The organism is Mesorhizobium sp. WSM4816, from assembly GCF_055811535.1.
Genome location: NZ_JBVVQR010000032.1, coordinates 19,536 through 33,594, shown reverse-complemented (window position 1 = coordinate 33,594; position 14,059 = coordinate 19,536). Strand labels below are relative to the sequence as shown.

14 protein-coding genes, 1 tRNA gene and 1 pseudogene are annotated in these 14,059 nt (G+C 62.3%); 8 read left to right on the top strand and 8 right to left on the bottom strand.

What is annotated here, in order from left to right:
- Window positions 1-45: 45 nt before the first annotated feature.
- A pseudogene (locus AC0L3H_RS25775) lies at window positions 46-171 on the top strand (VOC family protein); the annotation flags it as partial.
- Between the two features lie 132 nt (window positions 172-303).
- Window positions 304-378: transfer RNA gene (locus tag AC0L3H_RS25770), tRNA-Gln, on the top strand.
- Between the two features lie 61 nt (window positions 379-439).
- Here the strand turns inward: AC0L3H_RS25770 and AC0L3H_RS25765 are convergent.
- A complete protein-coding gene (locus tag AC0L3H_RS25765; RefSeq protein ID WP_473587329.1) occupies window positions 440-2,212 on the bottom strand; it encodes an SLC13 family permease in 1,773 nt (590 codons plus the stop codon).
- Between the two features lie 164 nt (window positions 2,213-2,376).
- Window positions 2,377-2,601, bottom strand: coding sequence for a hypothetical protein (locus tag AC0L3H_RS25760; protein ID WP_473587328.1), 225 nt, complete (start codon window positions 2,599-2,601; stop codon window positions 2,377-2,379).
- A 100-nt stretch (window positions 2,602-2,701) separates the two neighbouring features.
- Between AC0L3H_RS25760 and AC0L3H_RS25755 the strand changes: the two genes are divergently transcribed.
- Window positions 2,702-3,271, top strand: coding sequence for a peroxidase-related enzyme (locus tag AC0L3H_RS25755; RefSeq protein WP_128174323.1), 570 nt, complete (start codon window positions 2,702-2,704; stop codon window positions 3,269-3,271).
- A 2-nt stretch (window positions 3,272-3,273) separates the two neighbouring features.
- Window positions 3,274-3,663 carry a rhodanese-like domain-containing protein gene (locus AC0L3H_RS25750; RefSeq protein ID WP_473587327.1) on the top strand — a complete coding sequence of 130 codons (390 nt, stop codon included), beginning with the start codon at window positions 3,274-3,276 and terminating at the stop codon, window positions 3,661-3,663.
- 19 nt (window positions 3,664-3,682) lie between these two features.
- Here the strand turns inward: AC0L3H_RS25750 and AC0L3H_RS25745 are convergent, their stop codons facing one another.
- The 5 genes from AC0L3H_RS25745 to AC0L3H_RS25725 form a co-directional block, all read right to left on the bottom strand.
- Window positions 3,683-4,270, bottom strand: a complete 588-nt coding sequence (locus tag AC0L3H_RS25745; RefSeq protein ID WP_473587326.1) for an RES family NAD+ phosphorylase — start codon at window positions 4,268-4,270, stop codon at window positions 3,683-3,685.
- The gene (locus tag AC0L3H_RS25740) at window positions 4,267-4,956 is read right to left on the bottom strand and encodes a hypothetical protein (protein WP_473587325.1); all 690 of its coding nucleotides are present in this window, start codon (window positions 4,954-4,956) and stop codon (window positions 4,267-4,269) included. The genes AC0L3H_RS25745 and AC0L3H_RS25740 overlap by 4 nt, the downstream gene beginning before the upstream one ends.
- A 308-nt stretch (window positions 4,957-5,264) precedes the next feature.
- Window positions 5,265-5,501, bottom strand: coding sequence for a hypothetical protein (locus tag AC0L3H_RS25735; protein WP_023797920.1), 237 nt, complete (start codon window positions 5,499-5,501; stop codon window positions 5,265-5,267).
- A 132-nt stretch (window positions 5,502-5,633) separates the two neighbouring features.
- Window positions 5,634-6,566 (bottom strand): complex I NDUFA9 subunit family protein, encoded by a 933-nt coding sequence (locus tag AC0L3H_RS25730; protein WP_473587324.1) that lies wholly within the window; start codon window positions 6,564-6,566, stop codon window positions 5,634-5,636.
- Between the two features lie 256 nt (window positions 6,567-6,822).
- Window positions 6,823-6,984, bottom strand: coding sequence for a hypothetical protein (locus AC0L3H_RS25725; RefSeq protein WP_473587323.1), 162 nt, complete (start codon window positions 6,982-6,984; stop codon window positions 6,823-6,825).
- Between the two features lie 464 nt (window positions 6,985-7,448).
- On the opposite strand from AC0L3H_RS25725, the gene leuA reads away from it, so the two are divergent.
- The 4 genes from leuA (at window position 7,449) to AC0L3H_RS25705 (ending at window position 13,027) form a co-directional block, all read left to right on the top strand.
- Window positions 7,449-9,167: a 2-isopropylmalate synthase gene (gene leuA, locus AC0L3H_RS25720; protein WP_287058029.1), complete on the top strand. Its 1,719-nt coding sequence runs from the start codon at window positions 7,449-7,451 to the stop codon at window positions 9,165-9,167.
- 424 nt (window positions 9,168-9,591) lie between these two features.
- Window positions 9,592-11,370 (top strand): hypothetical protein, encoded by a 1,779-nt coding sequence (locus AC0L3H_RS25715; RefSeq protein ID WP_473587322.1) that lies wholly within the window; start codon window positions 9,592-9,594, stop codon window positions 11,368-11,370.
- A gap of 103 nt (window positions 11,371-11,473) precedes the next feature.
- Window positions 11,474-12,277: an alpha/beta fold hydrolase gene (locus tag AC0L3H_RS25710; RefSeq protein WP_473587321.1), complete on the top strand. Its 804-nt coding sequence runs from the start codon at window positions 11,474-11,476 to the stop codon at window positions 12,275-12,277.
- A gap of 126 nt (window positions 12,278-12,403) precedes the next feature.
- Window positions 12,404-13,027 (top strand): hypothetical protein, encoded by a 624-nt coding sequence (locus tag AC0L3H_RS25705; protein ID WP_091594623.1) that lies wholly within the window; start codon window positions 12,404-12,406, stop codon window positions 13,025-13,027.
- A gap of 110 nt (window positions 13,028-13,137) precedes the next feature.
- Here the strand turns inward: AC0L3H_RS25705 and AC0L3H_RS25700 are convergent, their stop codons facing one another.
- Window positions 13,138-14,052, bottom strand: coding sequence for a metallophosphoesterase family protein (locus AC0L3H_RS25700; protein WP_473587320.1), 915 nt, complete (start codon window positions 14,050-14,052; stop codon window positions 13,138-13,140).
- Between the last annotated feature and the right edge of the window lie 7 nt (window positions 14,053-14,059).

Sequence of the window (14,059 nt, the reverse complement as noted above, 5' to 3'; positions counted from 1 at the left end):
AAAACAGGAACTAGCGATAACGCCATGTGACTGACCGGAGAACTCGAAACGCTGGGCGCCGTCGAAAATGCCGGCGGCACGATCGTCAAGCCGATCTTCTCATTTCTCGGCGGCAGGCGGTTCCATTTCTTCGATCCGGCCGGCAATGAAATCGCCGTTTGGGGTGAATAGATGCCACCGCCCGACAGCAGGCGATGATTTGCGATCTGCGGAAACCGGTGGATCAGTTCCGCGCATTCTCGGCATTGAGCTTTCCGTCGGCTCGTCCTATAAGGCCGCGCGCAGCGGGCATGTTCCGGCTGTTGGGGCGTAGCCAAGTGGTAAGGCATCGGTTTTTGGTACCGACAATCCCAGGTTCGAATCCTGGCGCCCCAGCCAATCCCGCATTTCCGAACTGTGGACCCGCGAAGGCCGCCAGGATCGATCCGTCCGCCACATATCAGTTCATCGGCCAAACCATCATGAGCATCGGCACGGCAACAATGACGACGAGGAACGATAGCGGCAGTCCCAGGCGTGGATAGTCGCTGAAACGGTAGCCGCCCGGCCCCATGACGAGCGTGTTGCACTGGTGGCCTATCGGGGTGAGGAAATCGCAGCCGGCGCCAATGGCGACTGCCATCAGAAATGCTTCCGGCCTGTAGCCGAGATCGCCGGCAAACGCGGCGGCGATGGGCGCCATGACCAGAACGGTGGCGGCATTGTTGAGGAATGGCGTAACGGCCATCGCGGCGACAAGGATGAGCGTCAATGCGCCGGGCGCCGGAAGAATGGTCCCCAGTTTGGCAAGCTCGCCGGCAATGACGCCTGTCGCCCCTGTACTGCGTAGCGAATCGCTCACCGGAATGAGAACGGCGAGCATGACGAGGATTGGACCGTCCAGCGATTGGTAGACGTCCCGGACCGGGATGACCTTGAAAAGCACCATCCCGACCGCGGCCGTAAAGAAAGCGACGGAGACCGGGAGCAGCCCGAGCGCGGTCGCCACCATGGCGAGAGCAAGGATGGTTACCGGCACAACACCTTTGCGGACGCTGCCAAGCAGGATAGCCCTTTCTGCCAGCGGCAGGCAGCCGAGTTCACGCAGTATCTCGGGTATCGTCGCTGCATTGCCCTGCAGCACGATGACGTCGCCCAGCCTCAGCTGGATTTCGGCCAGCCTGCGGTCGGGGCGCTCGCCGTGACGGCTGACAGCCAGGAGGTTGACATTGAAGCGGTGATAGAGGGCAAGGCGCTGGGCCGTCCAGCCGATCAACGGGGAGTTTTCACCGATGACGGCTTCGATAGCGACCAGCTCGCCGGCCGTATCATCCCCGCCGGCCCTGCTGCCCGTAACGCTGAGCTTGCCCTGGGAGACAAGGCGATCCAGCGCCCCTGGGTCGCCCTCGAGCAGCAGAATGTCGTGCATCTTGAGGACAACGTCGGGCAGTGGCGTCATCCGCATGGTCCGGTTGCGCAGGATCGACGTCACGACAGCATCGCCGCCGGAAAGCTTCATGAGGTCTGCGACGGTTTTGCCGAGCACAGTGGAATCGCGGACAATGCGGGCCTCTGTCAGGTAATTCTTGATATCGATGGCTTCATTCACCGACCCGCCCAGCTTTTCGCGCACCGGCAACAGCCAATAGAAAAACACCAGGAAGATCGTTCCTGCGGCGGCCAGGGCGGCTCCAACAGGTGTAAAATCGAACATTGTGAAGGCGGCGCCAGTCAGTTCCTCCCGCACCCGCGACACAACGACATTGGGAGATGTCCCCACCTGCGTCATGAGTCCACCGAGCAGCGACCCGAACGCCATAGGCATCAGGAATATCGACGGTGAAACGCTCGACCGGCGCGCGAACTGGAAAGCTATCGGGATCATGATCGCGAGCGCACCGATATTCTTTACAAAGGCAGACAGGATCGTGACCACGATCACCAGCAGCGCCAGTTGCGAGCGAACGCCCGACAGGTTCGGAGCGAAACGCCTGATGGCGACTTCCATGATGCCCGAGCGTGCGATGCCCGCGCTCACCAGCAGGGCACTGCCGACAATGACCACGATATCGTCGCTGAACCCGCTGAAGGCCTCGTCAAAAGGCACGATGCCAACCGCGAGTGCGGACAACAGTGCCGCGGCTGCAACCAGATCATATCGATACCGACCCCATACGAGCGCCGCCATCATTACGAAGATAACGGCGAACGACAGAATTTGCGGCGTAGTCATGTCTTCGGATGCCCCGCCGCTTGTGCGGCTGATCAGAACGGCCAAACCGCCGTTTTGTTGCTTTTGCTGGTCACGGTTTTGCTAGCACGGTTGCGTGCCTGCCAATAAGCCCGTGTCGAGCAATGTTCCCGACTTTCGCAGCCATGGTCCTGGGGTGGCGCTTTTCAACCTGGCCGGCGGCTGGCCGCTCCGACTTTATAGCGATAGCTGTCATCCTCGCTAGTGCGCGCTGCGCCATGTTCGGCCGCGATCGACCCGCCGCTCTCCGCAACCATGCGATACACCGCCTCCACCCCGCCGACGATGTGATCGCGCGTGCGCACATAGTCGACGCAGGAGTCCCGCATCGTCCACAGCGATTGGAACTCGCGCGGCGACTGCGAGACCACCGCATCCTCGGCACTTCCAGCCCTTCCATGAGGCTCGCCGAAAAGCGTTCGATGGCCTAAAGCTGGTCGAATTGACGGCCGTATAAGGGAGAGAACACACATGACCGCGCCCGCCATAAGCCGCTTCCCCGTTCCCGAGATCGCCGGCCTTCCCGACGATATCCGCGAACGGATACTCGCCGTGCAGGAGAAGTCGGGCTTCGTGCCCAACGTCTTCCTCGTGCTTGCGCATCGGCCGGACGAGTTCCGCGCCTTCTTCGCCTATCACGACGCGCTGATGGACAAACCCGGCCCGATCACCAAGGCCGAGCGGGAGATGATCGTCGTGGCCACGAGCAATGCCAATCAGTGCCAGTACTGCGTGGTCGCCCATGGCGCGATCCTGCGCATTCGCGCAAAGAACCCGCTGATCGCCGATCAAGTGGCCACCAACTACCGCAAGGCCGACATCACCCCGCGCCAGATGGCGATGCTCGATTTCGCCATGAAGGTTTCCGCGCGCGCCTACGAGGTCGGCGACGCGGACATCGCCGACCTCAAGATGCATGGCTTCACCGACGAGGACGCCTGGGACATCGCGGCCATCGCCGCCTTCTTCGCCATGTCAAACCGGCTGGCCAACGTCACCAGCATGAGGCCGAACGACGAGTTCTACGCGATGGGGCGCTGACCATGCCGAAGGGATACAAGGACCTGCTGGCCGACGCCGATGCGGTCGTCCGCTCGGCCGAGGCAGCGGATATGGTGGCCATTCCCGACGGCGTAGTCATGGTCGACGTCCGGGATCCGCGGGAACTGGAGCGCGAGGGCATGATCCCCGGCGCGTTCCATGCGCCGCGCGGCATGCTCGAATTCTGGATCGACCCGGAAAGCCCCTACCACAAGCCGATATTCGCCGAGCCCAGGACCTTTGTGTTTTACTGCGCGTCCGGCTGGCGCTCGCTGCTCGCCGCCAAGATCGCGCAGGAGATGGGACTTGACGCGCGCAGCCTGCGCGGCGGCTTCTCGGAGTGGAAGAAGCGCGGCAATATCGTCGCCGAGAGACCGAGGAAGGACAGCTAGGCTCGACGACCGGCTCGCCCTATGGGGCCAGGCCGACACGGTAGCGTTCGGCGACCCGCCAGAACCAATCCTGGTCGAGGTCGATCTCGCGTGCCGCCTCCGCGATTGCATCTGCCGATCGCTCGAACAGCGCGTAGCAGACTTCGGCGTCGTCATGCCTGGCATGGTAGGCAATTCCATCAGCGCCAATTGGATGACCCGACAATGCGGTCGACCAAATCTGCGGCACGTCGTAGGGCAGTCCGCCATGGGCGACTTCTGCGGTCGCCCCAAGGCGGGCGAGACCGGGCCCGGCAAGCCGGATCAATTTCAGGTCTCTTTGGGCGATGAGGCGAACGTACGCCTTCCGCTGCAGCAGATCCGCGTCGATGAGCGTGTGCCCAGGAGTTCGCAGAAACGTCTCGGCGAACGCGCCGTTGATCTCCTTTGCGGCGTAGAGAACCCCATAGGAGGCGTCGGGAGCATTGAACCGCCCTTCGGTCGACCTGTCGAAGAAGATCGGCTCCCACTTGGCCGTGTAGAAGCGGTGAACCTCCTGCCCTGCCGGTAGCTTCACCAGTTCGGGCAGGCGCCTGTCCAGGTCTGCGGGAGGGAGTGGCCCGCTCACGCCCCCTGCTCACCGTGCCGCCTCGCGGCTTCAAGCACGAGCTCGATCTGGCCGGATTTGAGAAGCTGGATGGGCTTGCGATTGCCCAGCCTTGCATCCGGCTGGGAAAGGAAGTTGAGCACCGCCCAGGAATTGCTGGTCTGCAAAGCCTCACGAACGGCTTTAAGCCCGGGTACAACTGTGCCGTCGCGGTTGAACTGCAGCGTCGGATAGCTGCGACGGTTGCTGGGGCCGGGAACGGCAAGCAAGGAGCCGTCCTGCACTCGCTTGTCGATCGCCTGCCGGGAGACGCCGTGCAACAGGGTGCGGACCTGATCGAGGTCATAGGCACCGCCTGCGTCGCGCAGATCCTGCTGTGCAATACGGACACCTTCCAGCATCGCGCGGCTGCGCGCGTCAGGCTCGAATGCGGACCTGTCCACTAACGGCTTGCGCTCGACCTGAATATGCTGCGGGGCTCGCTCGACAACCTCGGTGATGCGAACCACACGACCGCGCACCGACTTCCTGATCGCATTGACGGACTCCGGTTTTCCGGACACGATCGCCACATGTGCGCCGGCCGGCAGCTTGAACCCGGACAGCGCCTTGATCGGGTCACCCTTCATCGTGAACATTGTCAGCACGCCCGGGCCCCGTGTCTTCGCGGTGACGGCCGGTGCCTCGGCTCGCGTTTTGCCTGCCATGGGTTCTGCCTCCTGACGAGACAATATGGCGCCGCGAGCAACTTTGTCAACCTTGACAACCTTGGCAAGTTTCAATCTGCCAAGCTTTGCACCTTCCGTTCCGCCAGGGCGAGGTTGTATCAGTCTGGAATAGCCGCTCGCTGCCGGGAAAATTGCACCGTCTCGAACCGCATGTGGTCCTGCACAGGCTGGGCGCGCTCCACTGCCGCTGAGCGCGTCACCCATCACCATCAACGCGATCGCACCCGGCTATCTCGCGTGGACACAGCAAATGGTGGAGCGAACTTGACGAAGCGGGGCCAAAAGCATCAAGGCGCGCGATCGGTCAGCGCGCTTGCACCTTCCTCCGCGGCGCAATGTGCGCAGCAGTAGATGATGTCATCTTGTTCGACACCATGTCCGATGATCCGGCACCCGCAATGCGGGCAGAGCGGCGCAAGTTTCTGGATCGCGCATTCGAAGCTGTCGAACGTATAGCTTTCCTCAGCCAGCGTCACTTCGAAAGCCTTGTCGTAGTCATTCCCGCATTGATCGCATCTGGCCATGGTTCTTTTCCTCTTCTTCATTGGTTCAAACTCGACCAACCCGCCGCATGGCGATAGGTTCCCGGCAGGATCGTAGAGTCCTGCCAAGCAGGAGAGTCTTGCTAAATAAACAGGAGACCGGCCCGAGCAGCCTCACGCGCGCTGTTCGATCAAGCGGATCACCTCCTCGATGTCGCGCGGCGCGATGTCGAGTTCCTTCAGGCCCGGCGCGCCGATTGCGGCCACATTGTCGTGCCGCATAAGATCGACCTGGTTGCGCGTTATCGGCGCTCCCGGAAGGAGTTCCGCGACGCCGGCCAAGGCGTCCCACGCCGCAAACGGCACCGGCATCAGCCTGATGTGGGTATCGAGCTGTCGGGCGATCTCGCGCAGCAGTTCCTTATAGGTGTAGATGCGCGGGCCGCCGAATTCGAATATCGATGAGCCCTTGTGGTTTCGCCCGCCGATCAGCCGGCTGACTGCGTCTGCGACGTCTTCCACATAGACCGGCTGAAGCCGTGTGCCACCATCGCCGAACAGCGGATAAACCGGCAGGAGACGTATCAGCCTGACAATCGTCGTGAGGAAAACGTCGTCAGGTCCCGTCATGACGGCGGAACGCACAATGATGGCGCCGGGAAATGCGCTCGCCACCGCCTCTTCTCCGCGCCCACGTGCCCTGATGTAGTTCGAATCCGATTGAGGATCGGAGCCGATCCCCGAAATCTGGACGAACCGGTCGACCTCGCCAGCGCGCGACGCGGCGGCAAGTTCAGCTGCGGCTTCCACATGCACGCGCTCAAACGTCTGGGCGCCCTGCTCGACGTAGAGACTGACGGCGTTCACGATCGCTTGTGATCCGTCAATGGCCGTGCCGATCGAGGACGCATCCAATATGTCCGCCTCGACGGCTTCGGGCGGCCTTGCCGTCGAGGAAAAAACCTGGCCCACACGAGCCGGGTGGCGGGATGCGGCGCGGACCGTGAAACCCGTTTCCAGGAGCCGCTTCACGATCCGGCGCCCGAGAAAGCCTGTCCCGCCGAACACAGTGACGATCCGATTTGCGTTGAGATCGTCAGGATCCATTTGCCTCGCTTTTCCCTTGGCTTTGCGTGCCCGCCGAGCGCCTGCCGCAAGGATCGCCTCTGGCCGGCGTATAACCCAGCCCCTTCGAACATCGGGACGGTTGGAGAACAACGCAGGAACGTTTTTTGTTCCAGTCGGCGCCAGGTTCGATCGAGAGACGGCCGATGTCGCTGTGGACGGCGAGTGTTCGACGCCGGGTTACTTTATCCGTGCTGCCAAAAAAAGGTCGTGGCCCGGCCAGGTCGAAATTGACAGATCACCACTTGCAAATCGGTCGCGCTGTCTTTTGCTCGCGCAGCTCCGACATGCCCAGCAACTCGCCTGCCTCCATCATCGAAAGATCGCCGCCTTCCCAGCGGCTCAAAACGTCCAGAAACTTCTGCATTCTCCGGTCCTGTAGCCATGCTGTCCGTTTCATCCCCAGCCTCCATGCGCTGGTGATAAAACCGGACAACTCACGTGCTACCTGATCCGGACAACTCATCTGCTTACGACACTGTCGTTCGGCCCCACTTGCCTCGCTTTGGCTGCTCCTGTATGAAAACCGCCATGACCAACCGCGCCACCTCCGTCGCTTCCCGTCAGACCGGCTTTGCTGGCGAGACCGTGCGCGCGCTTGCTTCCGCTCTGCTGCTGCTCGGCCTTATCGGCGATCGCCGGGTTTGCTGAAGGAGCGCCCGGCGGTCGAACCGCCGCTCACGCGCATGCTCCTTGGCCAGTCTCAAAATTGGGCCAGTCCCAAAATTGGCAAGTCACATCTAGCGAATGAACATCTGGTAAAGGCGCCGCTCGGCACCAAATCCGCCTGAAGGCGGATCCCGCGAGCCGCCGGGAGAGACGACAATGAACGCACGAGAAGAGATCCGCTCAGACAGCGGGGAGATGGGCCAGGATGCCCGGGCCATGCCGGGGGCAGCCCGGGGCATGCCGGAGGCAGCCCGCAAATACCAACCCTACCCGACCGTCGGTCTCACCGACCGCGTGTGGCCTTCGAAAGTCATCGACAAGGCCCCGATCTGGTGCTCGGTCGACCTGCGCGACGGCAACCAGGCGCTGATCGATCCGATGGGCCACGAGCGCAAGGCGCGCATGTTCGCCCTGCTCCTCGACATGGGCTTCAAGGAGATCGAGATCGGTTTCCCGTCGGCCTCGCAGACCGACTTCGATTTCGCCCGCTGGTGCATCGAAGAGGGCAATGTATCAGACGATGTCTCGCTGCAGGTGCTGGTGCAGTGCCGGCCGGAACTGATCACCCGCACTTTCGAGGCGCTGCAGGGCGCCACCAACCCGATCGTGCATTTCTACAATTCGACCAGCGAACTGCAGCGCCGCGTCGTCTTCGAGAAGGACGTCGCCGGCATCAGGCGGATCGCCACCGATGCGGCCAAGATGATCACCGACATGGCAGCGAAGGCCGGCGGCTTCTATCGTTTCGAATATTCGCCGGAGAGCTTTACCGGCACCGAGCTCGAAGTGGCGCTGGAAATCTGCAACGCCGTCACCGAAATCATGAAGCCGACGCCGGAAAACAAGCTGATCATCAACCTGCCGTCCACGGTCGAGATGTCGACACCCAACATCTATGCCGATCGCATCGAATGGATGTGCCGCAATCTCGACAACCGCGAGAACCTGCTCATTTCGTTGCATCCGCACAATGACCGCGGCACCGGGATCGCCACCACCGAACTCGGCCTGATGGCGGGCGCGGACCGCGTCGAAGGCACGCTGTTCGGCAATGGCGAGCGCACCGGCAATGTCGACATCGTCACGCTGGCGCTCAACATGTACACGCAAGGCGTCGATCCCGAGCTCGACTGCTCCGACATCAACCGGATGAAGGACGTCTACGAATATTCGAACCAGTTGAAGATCCCCGAGCGCCATCCCTATGTCGGCGAGCTCGTCTACACCGCCTTTTCCGGCTCGCACCAGGATGCCATCAACAAGGGCATGAAGGCGTTGCGCAAGGCCAACACACCGTACTGGGAAGTGCCCTATCTGCCGATCGACCCGGCCGATGTCGGGCGCAACTACGAGGCGATCATCCGCATCAACTCGCAGTCCGGCAAGGGCGGCATCGCCTATGTGCTGCAGGCGGACTACGGCCTCAATCTGCCGCGCAACCTGCAGATCGAGTTCAGTCAGGCGATCCAGGCGATCACCGACGCCGAAGGCAAGGAGGTGCCGGCCAAGCGCATCTACGAGCGCTTTCTCGAGACCTACGTCGATCAGCCCGGCGCGCGGCTGAAATTCCTCGACCACCACACTTATCCCGATATCGAGATCAAGGGGCGGCGCGCGGTGGAGGCGATCATCCTCGACAGCGGCAAGGAGGTGACGATATCAGGCTCCGGAACCGGCCCGATCGACGGTTTTGTCGACGCGCTGTCGCGCCATGTCGGCGTGCCGATGTCGGTGCTCGACTATTCGGAGCACTCCATGCAGCGCGGCTCGAATGCCTCGGCCATCTCCTATGTCGAGATGGAGCATCCCGGCGGCAAGCTGTTCGGCGCCGGCATCAACACCAATATCGTCGCCGCTTCGCTGGAAGCCGTGGTTTCCGCCGCCAACCGCATCGTCGGCCGAAAGGTCGACTAGAGCAATTCCAGGAAAAGTGCGTAGCGGTTCTCCGTCCGGAATTGCGTAAAACAAATGCCTGATGCATGTCGCGCAAAAGCATGCCCTCGGGCTTGAACCGAGGGTGTGCAGCGGTTTTGCGATAACGACATGCATAAAACAACAACCTAAAGCGCATCGCGTGAGGCCGGTCAAATGCGACGCGCTTTAGAGCGGTTCGGCGGTTCTATCAAAAAGCTGAACCGCTCCAGACCAGATGTCGAAAGCTATGAGCTGGAGCAAGATGAGCCCGGATGGTATCATCCTGCTCCAGTCTTTCGCACCATTAACCACCGGAAAATTATCCGGTGTGGTACGCGATCGCATAATGGATGCATGCTTGTAAGGCAGTGCAGGCGCTATATGATTGCGTCTTAACCTGTGCCGACTTCGAGAGGATCGACACTTGCAGCATGCCACGCCTGCCGCCCCCGCAGTGCGCGAGACGCTGGAGCGATTGCTAGCCAGCGAAACGTTCGGGAGATCCGAACGAGCGCGTAAGCTGCTTCGCTATCTGGTCGAGCGCGAGCAGGCAGGCGAAGCCGACAAGCTCAAGGGCTTTTCCATCGCGATGGATGTTTTCGGCAAGGACGGCGATTTCGATCCGTCGACCGACGCCGTGGTGCGGGTGCAGGCGGGCAGGCTGCGCGAGCTTCTGCAGCATTATTTTGCCAATGAGGGTGTTGCCGAGCCGATCCGCATTGCCATTCCGCGTGGCGGCTATGTTCCATCCTATGAACTCAACGCGATCCGCCTGCCGGTCGAGCCGGCGTCGGCGGAACACGTCGAAGCGGCGGCCACCTTGCCGGAATCGCCCGAAGAACCCGGCATGGCCGCACCTGCCGCATCGTTGATGTCCCCCGTCGTTCGCCAGCCGGCACCCTCGCTGCTGCGCCATCTCCAGTTCTTCTGGCTGGCGATCGCTCTGGTCATCGCCATGCTGGGCGTGCTGATCCTTCGTCAGGGAGGCAGCGCATTGCTGGCGGGAAGCGATGCCGCGCCGACGATTGAAAATGCGGTGGCAACCGGCAGCATTGCGCCATGGGCTCCGGCAGAAAGCCTTCCGCTCGTCTACATTGCGGTGAAAACCAACAGTGCCGAGGCTGCCCGCGTCGCCGCATCGCTGCGCGCCGGCCTCAGCCGCTTCGACACGGTCAGCTTCATCGGTCGCGATGCTGACGGCCAGCCCGATCCGGTCGCCGATGCGATCAGCTTCGTATTCGATGTCTTGCCGGGGCCAACGGCAGGCGATGTCACGCTGGAGCTTCAAAGCGTGGCGACCGGGCGGGTCCTGCTGTCACGCAACTTGACTGCCGCCGACAGCACACCCTCCACCGTCGAGGATAGTGTCGCCGGCATTTTGAGTTCGGCCGTTCCCGCCTCGGGCGCGATCTACAACTATATCGAACAGAGCGGCCTTCAGACCGGCCTGACGGAATGTCTGCTGCTCAACGACAAATACTATCTCGACCAGGGCGCCAAAACCCATGAGGCTGCCTATCGCTGCCTCGAAATCTTGGTCGATCGGGATGCGAAATCGTCGCTCGTCTTTTCGGAGCTGGCGACCCTGCATCTCGAGGCGGGCACAGATCACTACGCCTATCCAGCCGGCGCAACGATCGAACAGGCGATGTCGCTGGCGCGTCGCGCCGTGCAGATGGGGCCGACCAGCCCCTATGCGCACCGTGCCTATGGCTATCTCAATTCCCGCCTCGGCAATTCGGAGGAATCGATCCGCTGGATGCGCAAGGCCTACGAACTCAACCCTTACGACCTCAGCATGGCGGCAGCTTATGCCTACGGGTTGATTTTCGCCGGCAGGTACAGGGAGGGAACACCGATCCTTGCTCACGCCGTCGAAACCTCCAGCGCCCATCCGGCCTGGTGGGATTACGGGCTTTTCGTCGGCCAGTTCATGGCTGGCGATATGAACAAGGCCGCGCTTGCCAGCGATGCGTTGCAGGCGACGCCGACGAAATCGCACTATCTGGCAGCGCGGCTGATCACTGCCAAGGCCGCCGGCCGCAATCAACTGGCGCACAAACTTCTGGACGAGTTGACTGTCAAGTTCCCGAAATTCGCCTCCGATCCGCGCGCGGCTTTTGTCGAGCGGAGATACCCCGCAGATCTGACCGAGCGGCTGGTCGAGGCTTTGCGTGCCGCCGGGCTCGGCAATGCCAGCTAGTCCTTGCGACCAGAACGGCCGATCGCGAAAACTTACTGGCCATCGAACCTGGTACAAGACGCAATCCCGCCACATCCGAATTCGCGTAAAACCATAGAATTTCATGATTTCATCGCTTCACGCTGCCGAACGGGGCGCCGGCCCGAAGACGGTTGTCTTTCTGCATGGCTTCGGCGGTTGCCACGGCGACTGGCACGAGGTGATTTCGACACTGGCACCTGATTCACGGACGCTGGCCTATGATCTTCCGGGCCATGGGCTGTCCCTCGATTTCCCGGGTGGCGGTCCGGCCAAGGCGGCCGCCCGGGCTGTTCTGGCAGACCTCGCCGCACGCAGAATCAGGAGGGTGCATCTCGTCGGCCATTCGATGGGCGGGGCGGCGGCTGTGCTGATGGCACTGGCCGAACCCGCAAAGATAGCCTCGCTGACGCTTCTGGCGCCGGGCGGGTTTGGCACTGAGATCAATGGCCCGCTGTTGCGCCGTTACGCCGCAGCAGCCGGCAAAAGTGAAATTCGCGCCTGCCTCGCCGCCATGTCCGGACTGCAAAGCCCGCCCTCGGAGCGCATCGTGGATGTGCTTGGCGACATGCGTGCCCGTCCCGGCCAGTTGCACAAACTTGTCGAGATCGCGGCCGCCATGACCAGGGATGATCGGCAGGGCGTCATCCCGCGCGAACGGCTCGAAACCCTGGCTATGCCGGTGATTGTGGTCTGGGGGACCGATGACGCGGTGCTGCCCTGCAGCCAGGCCGATGGTCTGCCGGCGCATTTCCACCTGCACCACGTGTCGGAGGCCGGCCATATGCTGGTCGAAGAAGCGCCCGGCCTGATCGCCGAGATCGTCCGCCACAACATGAAACGCCGCAGCAGGCCGCTTCGTCCAAACTCCGCTCCCGCAGCGGGCTGATCCCTGTCAAAGCGCGGCTTCGGGCCGGATTTTGCAAGCCGCCTATCGATCTCGCAAGTGCATTTTGCTGCATTTTGCCAGCGACTGTGTTAATTCGGTGTTAACCAAACCCGCGAGGCAACGCCGATGAAGGATGCAGCCGAGACCATAAGCCAGGCCGATCAGTCGCGAAATTTGTCCGACGCCATCCGCGACGTGAAAAACGCCTTCGCCGACCGCGACGACGTCGTGGTCGACATGCGCGAGGCGCATCGCATGCGGCTGGAATTGCTTGCCGCCGAACTCGCGCCGATCTTCGCCGACGTGCCCGCCGACATGGACAATTTCGACTTCGCCGTCTCGTCCGGGCTGCAGCCGCGGCTCTGGATCGACGCCGTCAGCCATGTCGCCATGGGGCGCGACCGCCGCACCTATCGCTTCCTCAAGGACACGCGCATCGGCCGCGTGGTGCTCGCCGAATCGACCGAGATGAAACCGGTTGCCGATCAGGTGACGCGCTACGTCGCGGAGCGCGTCATCGAACGCCAGAGAATGCTGGAAGGCGGGGTCGAGCAGGCTGTCGCCGGCCTGAAACGTGCCTTGGTCCCGGAAGCCGAGCCGCCGCTGCGATCCGTCAAGCGCCGCAAGCGTTGGTCAGCCTTTCTCTCCGGTCTCGGCCTGATCGCTGCCGGCGCCCTGGTCGGGCTGGCGGTATCGATCGTGTTGTTCTGGGACCGCCTCGTTGCGATGGGACTGAGTTTTGGACCATGATCCTGAACCGAAGGCCCGCGTAGCGAAAAGTGGAAACCGGTTTTCGGAAAAGATCATGGTCAAGCAAAAAGATAGAGCCCCATCCCGATTCCATCGGGATGGAACAGGCTCTAGACCATAGCGTCCGCGCCAAGCTCCACAACCTCGAGATCGGCAGGCGGGATGGCCGGCCCGGTCAGGCCACGTCGCGTCAGCCTGAGCCGCCAGTTGCCTATTTCACCATCGATCTCCAGCAGATTATATTGCGCCGCTGGACGCCTGCCGCCTGGCGCCTGCCCTGCGGCAGCGACGCCGACCACTGGAATTTTGGCGCCGCGCCCATTGATCGAGAACAGCGTCGGCTCGTGCGAATGGCCGTGCAGCACAAGCTCGGCCCCGTGCCGCTGAACGACCTTTTGGAAGCGGGCAATGCCGAACAGCCGCTTGGGCTGCGAAACGGCGCCGCGCACTGGCGGATGGTGGATCATGATCACCCGGAACAGCCCGCGTTTGGCCGTGGCATCGAGCACGTCGCGCAGCCTTTCCGCCTGGTCTTCCAGAAAAAAGCCGTTGGCCATGAACGGAGCCGTGGCCCGCGCCGTCGTGACACCGATCAGCGCGACGTTGCCACGGACGCGCAGATAGGGAAAGGCTTCGCGGTCGACGGGCGTATTGACGCCGTCGCCGGTCATCCACGCCGTCCACGACCGGCAAGACTTGTCGAAAGCACCGGGCACATAGGCGTCGTGGTTTCCCGGAACGACCGACACATCGTCGGGGGAGCCCAGCGTCTCCAGCCAGTGCTTGCCCATCTCGATCTCGCCATCGAGCGCCAGATTGACCAGATCGCCGGTGACGGCAAGGTGATCGGGTGCGCTCGCCTTGATATCGGCGACGATGGTGTCGATGACGGCGTCGCGCATGTGGCGGCGGCGATTGCGCTGCCAGTTGACGTAACCGACCACCCGCTTGGAGGCGAGATCGCGATAGGTTACACCGGGAAGCGGTCCCAAGTGGATATCGGAAATATGCGCGAGCCTGAACATCCCTCCT